Annotated in this window: 12 protein-coding genes; 5 read left to right on the top strand and 7 right to left on the bottom strand. The window is 62.6% G+C overall.

Annotated elements, in window-relative coordinates:
• Positions 1-123: 123 nt before the first annotated feature.
• Positions 124-324: a hypothetical protein gene (locus AC1DXU_RS28055; protein ID WP_477374244.1), complete on the bottom strand. Its 201-nt coding sequence runs from the start codon at positions 322-324 to the stop codon at positions 124-126.
• Between the two features lie 464 nt (positions 325-788).
• Between AC1DXU_RS28055 and AC1DXU_RS28050 the strand changes: the two genes are divergently transcribed.
• Positions 789-1,913, top strand: a complete 1,125-nt coding sequence (locus AC1DXU_RS28050) for an acyltransferase family protein (RefSeq protein ID WP_477374242.1) — start codon at positions 789-791, stop codon at positions 1,911-1,913.
• Between the two features lie 71 nt (positions 1,914-1,984).
• Here the strand turns inward: AC1DXU_RS28050 and AC1DXU_RS28045 are convergent, their stop codons facing one another.
• On the bottom strand, positions 1,985-2,194 hold the full coding sequence (locus tag AC1DXU_RS28045; RefSeq protein ID WP_477374240.1) for a hypothetical protein: 210 nt from the start codon (positions 2,192-2,194) through the stop codon (positions 1,985-1,987).
• A gap of 597 nt (positions 2,195-2,791) precedes the next feature.
• Between AC1DXU_RS28045 and AC1DXU_RS28040 the strand changes: the two genes are divergently transcribed.
• From AC1DXU_RS28040 to AC1DXU_RS28030, 3 genes are all read left to right on the top strand, one after another.
• Positions 2,792-3,010 (top strand): hypothetical protein, encoded by a 219-nt coding sequence (locus AC1DXU_RS28040; protein ID WP_477374238.1) that lies wholly within the window; start codon positions 2,792-2,794, stop codon positions 3,008-3,010.
• Between the two features lie 1,007 nt (positions 3,011-4,017).
• Entirely contained in the window at positions 4,018-4,290 is a 273-nt protein-coding gene (locus tag AC1DXU_RS28035; protein ID WP_477374237.1) for a hypothetical protein, read from the top strand.
• A 174-nt stretch (positions 4,291-4,464) separates the two neighbouring features.
• Positions 4,465-6,063, top strand: coding sequence for a caspase family protein (locus tag AC1DXU_RS28030; RefSeq protein WP_477374235.1), 1,599 nt, complete (start codon positions 4,465-4,467; stop codon positions 6,061-6,063).
• Positions 6,064-6,206: 143 nt separating this feature from the next.
• On the opposite strand, the gene recQ is transcribed toward AC1DXU_RS28030, so the two are convergent.
• From recQ to uxaC, 4 genes are all read right to left on the bottom strand, one after another.
• Positions 6,207-8,045: a DNA helicase RecQ gene (gene recQ / locus AC1DXU_RS28025; protein WP_477374233.1), complete on the bottom strand. Its 1,839-nt coding sequence runs from the start codon at positions 8,043-8,045 to the stop codon at positions 6,207-6,209.
• Positions 8,046-8,318: 273 nt separating this feature from the next.
• Positions 8,319-8,657 carry a cupin domain-containing protein gene (locus tag AC1DXU_RS28020; RefSeq protein WP_477374231.1) on the bottom strand — a complete coding sequence of 113 codons (339 nt, stop codon included), beginning with the start codon at positions 8,655-8,657 and terminating at the stop codon, positions 8,319-8,321.
• Positions 8,658-8,665: 8 nt separating this feature from the next.
• Positions 8,666-9,445 (bottom strand): 2-dehydro-3-deoxy-D-gluconate 5-dehydrogenase KduD, encoded by a 780-nt coding sequence (kduD, locus tag AC1DXU_RS28015; RefSeq protein WP_477374370.1) that lies wholly within the window; start codon positions 9,443-9,445, stop codon positions 8,666-8,668.
• Between the two features lie 69 nt (positions 9,446-9,514).
• Positions 9,515-10,924, bottom strand: coding sequence for a glucuronate isomerase (gene uxaC, locus AC1DXU_RS28010; protein WP_477374229.1), 1,410 nt, complete (start codon positions 10,922-10,924; stop codon positions 9,515-9,517).
• Between the two features lie 172 nt (positions 10,925-11,096).
• Here uxaC and AC1DXU_RS28005 point away from each other — a divergent pair, with 172 nt between their 5' ends.
• Entirely contained in the window at positions 11,097-12,626 is a 1,530-nt protein-coding gene (locus tag AC1DXU_RS28005; protein WP_477374228.1) for a mannitol dehydrogenase family protein, read from the top strand.
• A 339-nt stretch (positions 12,627-12,965) separates the two neighbouring features.
• Here AC1DXU_RS28005 and AC1DXU_RS28000 read toward each other — a convergent pair whose 3' ends face one another.
• Positions 12,966-13,373 (bottom strand): F0F1 ATP synthase subunit epsilon, encoded by a 408-nt coding sequence (locus tag AC1DXU_RS28000; protein ID WP_477374226.1) that lies wholly within the window; start codon positions 13,371-13,373, stop codon positions 12,966-12,968.
• Positions 13,374-13,388: the final 15 nt, after the last annotated feature.

Genomic DNA, 13,388 nt, shown 5'->3' with positions numbered 1-13,388 from the left:
TCGCCGGTCGCTTCATGCCCTTGGGCGCCGTCCCTGCATGCTCCTGGCAATTCGTAAAAGAGTTTTCAGTCGGTGACGGGGCGAATAAGGCCGATCCTCAAGGGATATCACAAGGGCCGAGGATCACTCGTCGGGTTGGGCATCGAATGCGTCGTGCAGTTGCTGGATAAAGTGCTCGAGTGACAGAGTTGCATAGCTGATATGCTGGCCAACAGCCAATTTCGTGTCGTCCGGTATGCCTGTCGCAAGAAGTGCCCGCAGCGTGGCATCAAGCTGATCCATGATATCCTGAGCGGCGTCCGCAATCGCATGCTTGCCGTCCATGGTCGCACCCAGTCACCGATCGAGTAGCGGTAGCACGATCGCCATAAGCTGTGAGCTTAGCCATTCGAGGGTGTTCGCAAGCGTGCCGCGCGTCCTAGCGCGCGCCTGTGGCAGCGTGCCACCGCAACCAAGCCTGCTCGGCCTCCTGCCCATATCCGGCCGGCATAGACTTCCAATCGGCAGGCGGCAAGCGCATGGTCCACTTGGCATCGCGAAAGCCCCAATGCGCCAGTCCGACCAGCGAATGAACGGCGCATCCTTTCCTGTGCAAGGTGGTTGAGCGCTGGGCGAATGAGCCCGCATAGATCCATTGGCTGTTTTTCGCTCTACCTCGCTGAGCACGGCGCCGTGGCCCTAATGCTTCCTGTGAGCGCCTCGCCTGCCCAGCCGGCCGGGGCGATGCTTGCGCCCTTGCTAAGCTGCTGTGACCAAGTTAGGGGGTACTCCTTTCACGGGACTTGCGGGTGAATATTCAGCAAAAGTTAATAGAGGCGCCGACGATAACGCCTCGCCTTTATATCGCACCACTGGACGGTCTTCGTTTCCTGGCCTTCCTGGCCGTCTTCTTTCACCATGTCCCGCCATTCGCACATTCCAGCGCGCTGACGATATTGCACGACCACGGCTGGGTCGGTGTCGAGTTGTTCTTCGTAATTTCGTCGTTTCTATTTTTTCATTTGCTCGACGCTGAGCGGCTGAAGACAGGCGGCATCAGCATTCGAAACTTCTATGTGCGCCGCTTCCTGCGCATCTACCCGCTCATGATCGTGTTTCCGGTGATCATGCTTGCAGTGTATGGCAGTACCGATGGGAATGGCCTCCTACGCTTGGCGGGCCATGCGCTCTTTCTCGACAATGTCATCGCCTGGTTTCATGGCGTCGACATCTCTATCCCGAACACAGGTCATCTCTGGACGCTATCCTTCGAGTTCCAGATCTACCTGCTTATCCCGTTCGTCTTCCTGGCCTACCGTCGCTGCGGCAGGAGCGCATTCCTGGCGGCGCTTGCGGCAGTGTTCGCCTATTGCTTCCTCGCTCGAATGCTTTTCTTCAGCCTCGGGATCAGGCACCCGCTGGTGTGGGTAACACCGTTCCTGCGGCCGGAGTCCGTACTTGCCGGGATGGCCCTGTACGTCATTCGGCCGCAATGGCATTGGGTTTATTCCCTGGCGGCGGCTGTAGCGGCGGCCGTGGCTTTTCTGAATATGACCCCGCCTTGGGCATCAGCTACCGGCTCCGCCTTGAGCTATCCGTTGGCCGCGCTCATGTTTGCAGCAACCGTGGATGCCGGTTTGCGAGCACCCCTTCTGGCCTGGTTTCTTTCAACCGCCCCGATGCGCTACCTGGGCCGAATTTCCTATGGGCTTTACGTGTTCCATTTCTTCTGCATCGTCTTTTCGATCGGCAGGGTTGCAATGATGCAAGGTCGACCCATCGATATCGGAAACAATGCCTCGGACTATTGGATGGTTTGGCTGACAGCGCTGACGCTCGCGGTGAGTGCTGCCAGCGTCAGCTACTTTGCCTTCGAAAAATGGATCGCCCAGTTCAAGCGCCGCTTTGAGGCGGTCGAAGGCAGGCGGCCTTAGTTGATCAGGCCATGGGTCCGCATCGCGTCCTGACGCTCGCGCACAGGTCGCAACGACTTTCTGTCGCTCTGCTACCGGCCTAGCGGTTGCTTAGAAAGCGATATCAGTTCCGCTTCATCAATCACGCCGGCCATGTAGTTGGCGATGATCCGTGAGGCTAGTCTGCCCAGCGCATCAGCTGATTGGTCAGCGAGTTTGAGATGGTCGAAAACCCGCCCCAGCAAGGCTAGTTCGGCGGTATCAAGAATCCCGGCATCCACAGCCTTTCGCCTGATAGGCATGGTTACTCCTCCTCCTGAAAATCCTGCAGCGAGGCATGCCGAAAGTCTTCCTCGCCTGATTACGGAAAAGCCTGCCGCTCCATTCACGGTAGCGGCAGGCGCTAGTTGGCTCAGGGCGTTGGAGGCCCGGCGCAGGTCCAACCTGCAGAGTGCGCTATTGTTCCAGCCTGTTCTGGCGCATCAGACTTTTGCGCGATGGTGTAAGACCTTAGCCCCTACCTGCCTGGGTAGGAGCCTCGCCAGCGCGGCTTAAATTAGCAGCCGCTAAGCACTGGTGCGGTAACACCATGAGGCTGGGATTCACATTCGCCGCTTTCCGATCTACTATCGGCGCATGGACACGGTATTTGATGACCTCTCCAGAGCCCTCTCGCAGCCCCGCACAGACGTGCGCGCTGCCGTCCGCACCATCGCCCTAGATATGGCCGGCAAGCTCATGATGGGCCTCGCTATCGGCTTGGGAATAGCGTTCGGACTGGCAATCGCCGGCTGATCTCGCCTCCGATCTCGCCTCCATTAGCGACCGCTTGCATTCGATCCAAGGCGGGATCATGCTTAGAGAACCTCGAGCAGCACGGAGACTGACGGGAGGAAGAAATGAGCCGGGTCAAGGACGTTTGCGATCGAGCACGATCGCTATGGCTGCGGGTAGTGCGATCGACCCGCCCTGTCGACGACGAGGTCGACGAGCTGTATCGGCTGATCGACGTCAAAAACAAGGTCATCAGCGGCGGCACCAACTTCGAGGCGTCCCGCTTCGACATCGAGACCGATCTATCGCGGTGGGAGAGCTACAAGCCGCCGAACCGTAACTGAAAACTATTTGCGCTCGATATCGCCGGGCAACCCTCGGCCCAGCGAGACCAGCCGCGGCCGGGACGCTCCGTAAGCTCGCTGTCACGCATCCTAAATCATCTCGCTATCGTGTATTAGCGGCAGCTTGTATTTCTCCCGAAGCAGGATCATTCTTAGAGAGCGGACGGAGGAGGCCACCAGGGTAAATGGGTGGTTTTGAAGGGGTTAGGTTTATGGAAGCCGTTTGTTACGTCCCCAGCGCATTCTGTTTGTTGTCGTTCATGATCAGCGTCGCCATGGCGTTCCTCGTCATGACACCGTTTGCGGCTACGCGCCTGCTGGTGTTGAGGATGCGCAAACACGCTGTCTGGAACCTTCAGGCGGCCTAATTCCCTCTTGAGGGAGTTCCGATGCGGACGTTTATGCTGATGCTGGTCGCGGTTTTCGCGTTCTTCGCACTGGACCTTGTGGCAAACAATGGCCGGTATACGGATCAGATTTTTAGCAGCATCCAACAGACTTTCGCCTCGACCGGACCTGCCGGTCGCGTCACGATCGACAACTAGGATCTCGGAAAGGCCGCAGCCGGCGGCGTGGCAATCGCCGGCTCTCGCCTAGAACGCCGGATAGACAACCCGACCATGGTCGCTGACCGTCGTTCCTGTCGGGCCGTCATGGTGGAGCCGAACCGATCACGCGCCGGCCGAACCAGCGGCGCATGGAACTTCAGGGCGTTCTTCGCCACACCTGCCGGCGAAAAGTCCTTTGTTAGTGCATTGATCTCAGCCGCATCCAACTGCCTGTTCCAGACAGCGACCTCAGCCAGATCGCCGACGAACTGGGGCCAGAAGGCATTATAGCCGTTGCCGAGAGTAATCCGTGGCGGGCCGGAGCCTAGCGTCCACGTAAATGCAGAGTTGCCGACCATTCCGAGTTGCCGTCGATATAGTACGAGTTCGCGCCACCATTGTTGGTGTTGTAATTCAAGGCGACGGTGTGCCAGTTGCCATCGTTGACGGTGGCCGAGCTTGCTTGCTGGAAGGCGACTGCGCCAGCATCGACGCCAATACCCTGACGCGCTCAATCGGGCCGGCATTCCGGTTACGGGCAAGCAACTCGGCTGGGTTCTGGCAGGCCTCTACGCATTGCTCATTGTCTCGGCGACCGTACAAATATGGCGCCGGCTCCAGCATGACGACCTGAACGCGGCACGATTGGCGGGGGCTCCGCTGGCGCTCCTGGTGGCGCTGCCGTTGATGGCCTGGCTTTCGACGAACGCAATGGTGCGTTCCTGGCCGTGAGGCCGTGCCGAAGATAAACCCGGCATCGCCGTAAGCAGTTCGCTGAATTGAATGCGAAGGCCACCCTGGTGTGCTACACTGGTTGCTTGGCGCGAAGAGTGAGCCATCTCATAGTGGAGACTGGCAGCACGGGTTAAGTTGGCAAAGCACGCAACTTGATCATGAGTGCGACCGATGAGGTTCTGGGCCATCATTGTTGGATTGCTTTTGCTGACTGCGGCAGACCTGTCGCAGGCAAGCCTGTTCGCGGCTGACAGCAATCGCGTGGCCCTGGTCATCGGCAACAGCAAATATGTCTATGCGCCGGCGCTCCCCAACCCGGCAAGCGATGCGCGCCTGATGGCCGAGACGCTGCGGCATGCCGGGTTCAATGTCATCGAAGGCGTCGACCTCGACTATGCCGGCATGCGTGACCGGCTCAACAGGTTTACCGAGGCCTCCTACGACGCGGACACGGCGCTCATCTACTATGCCGGCCACGGCATGCAGGTGAACGGCAAGAACTACCTCATTCCGGTCGACGCCGAATTGACGGCGCCGTCGCATCTCAAGACGCGCACCATCCAGATCGACGAGCTGCTGGCCGCCCTGCCGCCGGATCCGGCCGTCGGCATCGTCATCCTCGATGCCTGCCGGGACAATCCTCTGGCCAGAACCTTGGCCGCTTCGTTGCCGAAGAGCCGCTCGACCACAGCGCCGGGCCTGGCGCCGATCAATATCAGCCCGACGGATGTTGGCACCGGGGGCGTGCTGATCGCCTTTGCGACCGACCCCGGCGCGGTGTCTTATGACGGCAACGGCGCCAACAGCCCCTATACGACCTCTCTCGCCAGGCATCTCGCCGAGCCCGGCGTGGAAATCCAGAGCGCGCTGACCCGCGTGCGGGGTGAGGTGGCGGCCGAGACAAACGGCCGCCAGCGGCCCTGGCACAATGCTTCGCTTGGTCGCGAGGTCTTCCTCGGGCCGCAGGCGCCGGCGGCAGCGGTTGCACCTCCGCAGGCGCCGAGCGGCGAACCTTCGAACCAGGCCGCTGGCAGCGACTCTCGCTCATGGGACGTCGAACAACGCGTGTGGGACGAGGCCTCCAAGCGCAACACGGTTGCCCACTATGAAGCCTATCTGAAGCAGTTTCCGAACGGAGCTTTCGCCGCTCTGGCGCGTCTCAACCTGGATGAGATCGAGAAGGGGAAAGTGGCGGCCAAGGCGGAAACCGATACGGCAAGATCCACCACCCCGGAGCAAACTCCGGCCGCGAACGCCGATCCCGGCAACGAGACCGGCACGGAATTGACGGAGAGTGCGCTCGGGCTTGATCGTCAGGCAAAAGTCGAGCTGCAGGAGAGGTTGCTGGCGCTCAGCTATGATCTGGACGATGCCGACGGCACTTTCGGCGCCAAGACGCGCCGGGCCATCGGCCTCTGGCAGGAAGCGAACGGCCTGTCCGCGACCACCTTCTTGACCCCAAAGCAATATGCTCGCCTGAAGCTCGATTCCGACGCCGCCCTGAAGACCTATCGCGCCCAACGGGCGTCCGCGGCGGAGGCGAGCAAGCAGGACAGCGTCACGCCGCAAAAGGCGGGGAAACCGCAGCCGGTTGTCCGTGCGAAGCCGAGACGTGAGCCACAACGCGAGGCGGCAAATCCGCGGCAGGCGCCGAAGCCAAAGCCGGCCAAGCCAGCGACGGGAAAGTTTCGCACCTGCAAGGGCATTGAAGGTCCCTATTCTGTTCCCATAACGCAGAACTGCCCGGTAAGCGGCTACGCCGCTCGTTAATGTGTCATTGTCGTCGCCCCTTTTCTCCGGCAGGCTATAGCCTCCCGCGCTAGGTGTTTCGATAACCCCAGCCATGTGCGGCGCAAATTGGCCACTCCCGTTGCAGCAGGGCGCTAGCTACCCGGACTAGGGCCCAAACCCTCTCAACCGGACGCCGGATCCGGATGCGCGTCGATCGCGCTCAGAAAAATCTCGCCGAACTCCTTGAGCTTCGCCGCACCCACGCCATTGACCTCGGCGAAGGCGTCGAGGTCATGCGGGCGACGCTCGGCCATGTCGATCAGCGTGCGATCGGAAAACACCACGTAGGCCGGCACCCGGCGTTCCTTGGCGAGACGCAGGCGCAGCGTCTTGAGCGTGGCCAGCAGCGACGCATCCACATTTTCGCCCTTGGGAGTCTGGCCGGCGCGGGCCTTGCCGCGCAATGCACGGAGTCGCATTTCGACGCGGTACTGGAACGCCATTTCGCCTCGCCCAAGCGCATGGCCTTTTTCCGCGATGGCAAGGCCGCCATGGCCACCGGGATCCGGTACCAGAAAGCCACCTGCGACAAGCTGGCGGATCAGCGACAGCCAGAAATCCTTCTTGTGTGCCAGTCCGGTCCCGAAGCTGGCGAGCCTTTGGTGCCCCCTGGCCAGCACCTTCTCGGTTTCATGGCCGAGCAGAATGTCGACGACATGGCCCGCGCCGAAGCGTTCGCCGGTCTCGCGCACAGCAGCGAGGATGATCCGCGCCTCCGCGCCGCCATCGGCGCGCGGCGCCTCGTCGAGACAGGTGTCGCAATTGCCGCAAGCCGATGCTTCTTCGCCGAAATAGCCAAGCAGGACCTGGCGGCGGCACTCAGCCGTCTCGCAATAGCCGATCAGCGTATTGAGTCGGCCATGGGCGCGCCTTTTGTGTTCCGCCGGCGCGTCCTCGTCGTCGATGAAAAGCCGGCGCATGCGGATATCGCCGAGACCAAACAGCATATGCGCCTCGGCCGTCCGCCCGTCGCGGCCGGCACGGCCGATTTCCTGATAGTAGGCCTCCAGGCTGCCCGGCAGGTCGGTGTGGAAGACATAGGCGACATCCGGCTTGTCGATGCCCATGCCGAAGGCGATGGTCGCTACCATGACGACGCCGGACAAGGTCATGAAACTGTTCTGGTTGGCGTCACGCGCCTCTTTGCTCATGCCGGCATGATAGGCCAGAGCGGTGACGCCGTTCTTGTCGAGGAACGCCGCCATCTCTTCGGTCTTCTTGCGCGACAGGCAATAGACGATGCCGCTGCGGCCTTGATGACCCTGGACGAAGCTCAAGAGCTGGCGCTTGCTGTCCTGCTTGGCCTCGATGGCAAGCTTGATGTTCGGCCGGTCGAAACCCAGCACCACGGTTTCGACGCGTCCGGCAAACAATTGCGCTTCGATGTCGGTGCGCGTGGCCTCGTCGGCCGTCGCCGTCAGCGCAATGATCGGCACATCGGGGAAAATATCGCGCAGCCGCGACAGTTCTTCATATTCGCGCCGGAACGCCGGCCCCCATTGCGAGATGCAATGCGCCTCGTCGACGGCGATCAGCCGGACATCGAGCCTGGCCAGCGCCTCGAGCATGCGTGCGGTCATCAACCGCTCCGGTGCGAGATAGAGCAGGCGCGTCTGGCCCGCCGCGACACGGCGCCACGCCGCGATATTGGCATCGCGCTCGATCGAGGAGTTGATCGTATCGGCGGCAACGCCAGCAAGCCGCAAGGCCGCGACCTGATCCTGCATCAGCGCCACCAGCGGCGAAACGACAATGGTGAGCCCGCCCAGAACCAGCGCCGGAACCTGGTAGCAGAGCGATTTGCCCGCACCCGTCGGCATGACGGCCAGCACATGACGCCTGGCCAGCAGCGCCTCCATCACATCGGCCTGGCCGGGACGAAAGTCGTCGAAGCCGAACACGTCCTTCAAGACACGCCGCTTGGGATCCTGCGCCGGGAGGCTCGCCGCCGATATTTGCATCACCTTGTCGCCTGCTGTTGAAGCGGATGCATGGTTGAGTCCGCCCGCGCCATTCGTTCCGCCGGCATTCGGCTCGCCAAAGACCTGCCGTCCTGCTTGGCCGATAAAGCGGGGCTAATCCAGCCCTGTTAAATCTATTTTCACCATCTTGCGGCACCGTCCCGACCCTGCGGTGATGTATCGAGTACCGCGGCGCCACAAGCGCCCAGGCAACAAGCCCGCGCCTCTCTCGAGGCGCGGGCTTTTCGTTTCGGAACCCTGGAGAAGACTGTGTCAGTCCAGGAAATCGGCGCGGTGCGGGGTAAAGCTGTCGACCAGCCGACCGGCCTCGAGCGCTTTGACGCCATGCACGAGGTTCGACGGGACGATGAAGCTGCCGCCCGTCTCCAGGATTTCGCTTCTGCCGTCGACGGTCACCTCGAAGCGGCCCTCGGCGACATAGCTCGCCTGGACATGCGGATGCGAATGCAGCGCGCCAACGCCGCCCGCGTCGAAGCCGAACTCGACCATCATCAGCTCATCGGTGTGCAGCAGAACCCGCCTTCGATTGCCGTCCGGGGTCGGCGTCCACGCGCCCTCGCCGGCATGCGCAAAGATCTTTGCTTTGTTCATTGCTACTCCTATCGCGCCAGCCAGCCGCCATCCACCGGCACCACCGCGCCATGCATGTAGTTGGACGCCGGCGCCAGCAGGAACACGGCGGCGTCGCCGATGTCTTCCGGTCCGCCCCAGCGCCCGGCGGGAATGCGCGCCAGGATGGACGCACTGCGGTCGGGATCGGCGCGCAACGCCTCGGTGTTGTTGGTTTCGATATAGCCCGGCGCGATGGCATTGACGTTGATACCTTTTGCCGCCCACTCGCAGGCGAGCAGCCTTGTGATGCCGAGCACGCCATGTTTCGAGGCGGTATACGACGCAACGCGAATGCCGCCCTGGAAACTCAGCACCGAGGCGATATTGACTATCTTGCCGCGCCGTCCCGGCTCGGCAAGCACGCGCCTGGCAAAACTCTGGCTGAGAAAAAACACCGTCTTCAAATTGACGTCGGTGACGTCATCCCAATCGGCTTCGGTGAGATCGACCGCATCGGCACGGCGGATGATGCCGGCATTGTTGACCAGGCCGTCGAGCGGCCCGGTTTCCTCACAGACGCGGTCGAGCATCGCTTGTGCGGCGGCATGGTCGGCGAGATCGCAGCCTACCGCCTCGAACTGTCCGCCCGCTGCGGCGACTTTCTCAGCTGTATCGTCCATCGCCGAACGGCCGACGCCGATGACTGCGCCGCCGGCGCGCGCGATCGACAAGGTTATGCCCTGCCCGATGCCGGTGTTGGCGCCGGTGACGAGGATGCGCTTGCCAGCAAGGCTGAAGGCGGAGAGATCGATCCTGGTCATGCTCATCGTGTCCACCGTTTGCGTGTATTCCATGGCCCGCGACCCCCAAGGCGCTGAAAAAGCGCAAGCGTCAGCTCAGAGTCGATAGGCCTTTTTTGCCAGCGTGTAGGCCAATTCCCGCGCTAGCTCATGCGCCTCGTCTTCGCGCAGCCGGTGCTCGGCGACGAGGCGCGCGAGAAAGGCGCAGTCGACCCGACGCGCCACATCGTGGCGAGCCGGTATCGACGGAAAGGCGCGGGTGTCGTCGTTGAAACCGACGGTGTTGTAGAAGCCGGCGGTCTCGGTGGTCATCTCGCGGAACCGGCGCATGCCCTCCGGGCTGTCGTGAAACCACCAGGCCGGCCCGAGTTTCAGCGCCGGATAGACGCCGGCCAGCGGCGCCAGTTCGCGCGCATAACTGGCTTCATCGAGCGTGAAGAGGATGATGGTGAGATCGCGCTCCAGCCCGACACAGTCGAGCAGCGGCTTCAGCGCCGTCACATAGTCGGTTTGGGTCGGGATATCAAAGCCCTTGTCCCGGCCGTATTTTCGAAAAATAGCCGGCGAATGATTGCGCAGGGAACCGGGATGGATCTGCAGCACCAGCCCGTCATCGCGGCTCATCTTGGCCATCTCGGTAAGCATCTGGGCGCGAAACAGTTTGCGCTCGCGCTCATCGTCCGAGCCGCCGCGGATGCGGCTGTACAGTTCGGCGGCGGCGGCATCCGAAAGATTGGCGGTGTCGGCCGTCGGATGGCCGTGATCGGATGACGTTGCGCCGAAACCTTTGAAGAAGGCGCGCCGCTGGCGATGCGCATCGAGATAGCCGGCCCAACCACCAGTGTCGCAGCCGGTGATCTCGCCAAGCCGATCGAGATTGGCGGAAAACCCCTCGAAATCGGGATCGACGACAGCGTCCGGCCGATAGGCGGTAACGACACGCCCTTGCCACCCACTGTCGCGGATCGCCTCGTGCCATTTGAGATCGTCGAGCGCGCCCTCGGTCGTCGCGATCACCTCGATGTTGAAGCGCTCGAACAAAGCACGCGGGCGAAACTCGTCGCGCTGCAGCAGTGCAGCGATGGTGTCGTAGTGGCGGTCGGCTGTTGCCGGATTCAGCGGCTCGTCGATGCCGAACAGATGGGCGAGCACGTGGTCGAGCCACAGCCGAGTCGGCGTGCCGCGAAACAGATAGTAGTGCTCGGCAAAGCGCCGCCAGATGATCCTGCCGTCGGTCTCCGCCGGCGCGCCGTCGAGCGTCGGCACGCCGAGATCCTCCAGACGAACGCCCTGGCTGAACAGCATGCGGAAAATGTAGTGGTCCGGCACAATGAGCAATTGCGCCGGGTCGGGAAACGGCTCGTTGAGCGCATACCAGCGCGGATCGGTATGGCCGTGCGGGCTGACGATCGGCAGATCCTTTACGCCGGCGTAAAGGTCGCGGGCCAACGAACGCGACTGCGCTTCGGGCGGAAACAGCAGATCCGGATCGGTCAGCGCGATCATCGAAAGGCGGCTCCTCCCAGGCCCGGTATCGGTACGGTCGGGCCGGAACGATGTCAACGCCGCTGCCGGACATCGGCATCCTTGCGGCATCGGGAAACAGGTGTTACGCCGCTTGTGATTTGCCGCGCAGGAACCCCGCCATGCACTCCACCCCTCAACCCTTTTGCATGTCATGACGCACGGCCATCTCTCCGTCAGCAAGCTAAAGTCATTACCGAAACAGGTCGCCGTTCCCTCGTATGACCGCGGCAGTGTCGCGCCGGGCATCGTCCATCTCGGCGTCGGCGCTTTCCATCGCGCCCATCAGGCGGCCTATGTCGACGACTGCCTGGCGGCCGGCGAGACCGGCTGGGGCATTGTCGGCGTGTCCTTGCGCAGCACCGACACGCGTGACGCGCTGGCGCCGCAGGACGGTCTCTACACGCTGGCGGTGAGAAGCAGCGACGGTGAGAGCCTGCGGGTCGTCGGCTCGATCCAGTCGCTGCTGGTGGCGCCGGAAGACCCGGGCGCGGTGCTGGCCGTGCTGACCGATCCGCGCACCCGCATCGTCACGCTGACGATCACCGAAAAGGCCTATCTCAGGGCCGCCGACGGCAGTCTCGATACATCCCATCCCGACATCGTCCATGATCTGGCGAACCCGCAAAGCCCGAAGACGGCGCATGGTTTTCTCGCCGAGTCGCTGGCGCGGCGCCGCGCCGCCGGCACCCCGCCTTTCACCGTGCTCTGCTGCGACAATCTCCCGGCCAATGGCGCCACGTTGCACCGGCTGCTGGTCGAATTTGCCAAGCAGCGTGACCCCCGGCTCGCCACAGGCGATGCCCGGCTCGCCACTTCTGGCGATGCCGACCTTGCCCGGCACATCGCCGACGAAGTGGCCTTCCCCTCGAGCATGGTCGACCGCATCGTGCCGGCGACCACCGACGCCGACCGGGCGCGCATCGCTGTTGAGCTTGGGTTCAACGACGCCTGGCCGGTGATGACCGAGCCATTCTGCCAATGGGTGGTCGAAGACAATTTCCCGGCGGGCCGGCCGGCCTGGGAAAAGTTCGGTGTCACCATGGTCAGTGATGTCGGCCCCTTTGAAGACATGAAGCTGAGGTTGCTCAACGGCTCGCATTCGGGGATCGCCTATCTCGGCTTGCTCAGCGGGCACGCCACGGTCGACCGCGCCTTCGCCGATCCGGCAATCCGACAGTTCGTCGATGCCTTGTGGGCCGAGGCCGCTTCGACGCTGCCGGAGGATGCCGGGCTCGATACATCAGCCTACACGGCCGAGCTCACTGAGCGTTTTTCCAACACCGCGCTCGCCCACCGCACGGCGCAGATCGCCAATGACGGCAGCCAGAAACTGCCGCAGCGGATTGTCGCGTCGGCCATCGAGTGCCTCGAAGCCGGTACTGAGTTCGTTCATCTCACGCTTGTGGTGGCGGCCTGGATTGCCGCTTGCGGTGCGCGCGGAACAACCTTGCCCGAAAGCCATTTCACCGATCCGCTCGACACGGCGTTGACGGCACTTTTGAGCCAGCAGCTGCCGGCGAACGAAACCGTGGCGGCGGTGTTCGACCTCGCCGGCTTCGCCAGGGACCACGCCGAGCGCCAGACGCTGATTGAACTCGTCGCCGTCCATCTCGTCCACCTGCGGCGGGGCGGTCCGGCTCTGGCCTTCGCCGCACTCGGCATACAGAGTGAACAATCCTGAGCTATGCGCTGGGATCAGTGCCGCAACAATAAAGCGTTGAGGACCGAACTCTGACGTTGGCGGGACAGCGCCCCCCTCTGTCCTGCCGGACATCTCCCCCACAAGGAGGGAGATAGGCAGCCCGGATGCCGGTGCTGGTCCTGCAACGTTGGAGATGGCGCAAGCCCCGCAATGACAGCCGATCTCCCCACCTGTGGGGAGATGTCCGGTAGGACAGAGGGGGCGCGAAGGATCGCTACCGAACACTCATTCGGCGCTACTAATGTCGCGGCATGAGTCCCAAGCCTGCGCTCCGCTTCGCGTTCGCTCCGCTTGGAATGACGAGGAGATAGCCGGCCCTTACGCCGGCAGAATGGCGCTTTCCAGAGTGGTGAGCTGGCTAAGGAACTGCTCTGCCTTGCTGCGGGTCTGGTCGTCCTTGGCGTCGGCAGCGTCTTCCTTGGCTTCCTGGATGCGGCGGGCGAGATCGGTGCGATCGACATCCTTCACGGCCACGGCCGATTCTGCCAGCAGCGTGCAGCCTGACGGCACGATGTCGGCGAACCCGCCGAACACCACATAGCGCTCTTCCTGGCCTGCCGCTGTCTTCAGCGTGACAACGCCCGGCTTGATCGTCGTCATCACCGGTGCGTGATGCGCCATCACGGTCATCTCGCCTTCGGCGCCCGGAATGACGACGGACTCGACCTGCTCGGAAACCAGCAGGCGCTCCGGCGAAACCAGTTCGAATTTGAAAGCTTCAGCCATGATCATTTTAGCGAG

The organism is Mesorhizobium sp. P3_A10 (assembly GCF_056403175.1).
Note: the sequence above shows the minus strand (reverse complement) of the source record. Positions and strands in the feature narration are given on the sequence as shown.

Bases quoted from the DNA above. Each gene is read 5' to 3' on its own strand.
- AC1DXU_RS28055 (WP_477374244.1), bottom strand. From the start codon at position 324: ATGGACGGCAAGCATGCGATTGCGGACGCCGCTCAGGATATCATGGAT.
- AC1DXU_RS28045 (WP_477374240.1), bottom strand. From the start codon at position 2,194: ATGCCTATCAGGCGAAAGGCTGTGGATGCCGGGATTCTTGATACCGCC.
- AC1DXU_RS28040 (WP_477374238.1), top strand. From the start codon at position 2,792: ATGAGCCGGGTCAAGGACGTTTGCGATCGAGCACGATCGCTATGGCTG.
- AC1DXU_RS28030 (WP_477374235.1), top strand. From the start codon at position 4,465: ATGAGGTTCTGGGCCATCATTGTTGGATTGCTTTTGCTGACTGCGGCA.
- recQ (WP_477374233.1), bottom strand. From the start codon at position 8,045: ATGCAAATATCGGCGGCGAGCCTCCCGGCGCAGGATCCCAAGCGGCGT.
- AC1DXU_RS28020 (WP_477374231.1), bottom strand. From the start codon at position 8,657: ATGAACAAAGCAAAGATCTTTGCGCATGCCGGCGAGGGCGCGTGGACG.
- kduD (WP_477374370.1), bottom strand. From the start codon at position 9,445: ATGAGCATGACCAGGATCGATCTCTCCGCCTTCAGCCTTGCTGGCAAG.
- uxaC (WP_477374229.1), bottom strand. From the start codon at position 10,924: ATGATCGCGCTGACCGATCCGGATCTGCTGTTTCCGCCCGAAGCGCAG.
- AC1DXU_RS28005 (WP_477374228.1), top strand. From the start codon at position 11,097: ATGACGCACGGCCATCTCTCCGTCAGCAAGCTAAAGTCATTACCGAAA.
- AC1DXU_RS28000 (WP_477374226.1), bottom strand. From the start codon at position 13,373: ATGGCTGAAGCTTTCAAATTCGAACTGGTTTCGCCGGAGCGCCTGCTG.